This window comes from Chryseobacterium phosphatilyticum (assembly GCF_002899825.2).
Classification (GTDB): domain Bacteria; phylum Bacteroidota; class Bacteroidia; order Flavobacteriales; family Weeksellaceae; genus Chryseobacterium; species Chryseobacterium phosphatilyticum.
Genome location: NZ_PPED02000085.1, coordinates 1 through 464 on the forward strand (window position 1 = coordinate 1; position 464 = coordinate 464).

Annotated in this window: 1 protein-coding gene; it reads right to left on the reverse strand. The window is 63.6% G+C overall.

Annotation, left to right across the window (positions count from 1 at the left end):
- A partial coding sequence (gene mscL / locus C1631_RS25505) for a large conductance mechanosensitive channel protein MscL (protein WP_109714493.1) occupies nt 1-195 on the reverse strand: 195 nt, incomplete at its 3' end.
- Nucleotides 196-464 lie beyond the last annotated feature (269 nt).

Genomic DNA, 464 nt, shown 5'->3' on the forward strand with positions numbered 1-464 from the left:
GTCCTGCACCTTGGAGGACAGCGGGATGTAGTAGTTCGAGAAATCGAGCCCGCCGGTCACCGCGCCGATGATCGGCATGATGACGTCCTGAACCAGCGAATTGACGATGGCGCCGAACGCCGCGCCGATGATCACGCCGACGGCGAGATCGACCACATTGCCGCGCAACGCGAACTTCTTGAACTCTTCCAACATACTCGGGCTCCTTGAACCGCCGGCTCCGCTGCAGGCCGTTGCGTGCAAAGCTATGCCGCAGGCGGTGGTCGCCAAGGGGAACAGCCAAGAGGAACTGCCGAAGGGAGCCGCGCCGATCGCCGACTTGCGGTGGGAGAGGTCGACCGGTTGTCCGCTTCCGTGCACTTGCGCGCATAGCGAGCCGGTGCAGCGCAATTCAAACGGCCAAGCTGGAAACAGATCGCCGAGCGCCGCAATCTTCGGCCGGCCTCATGCCCCCTGATCGGCAA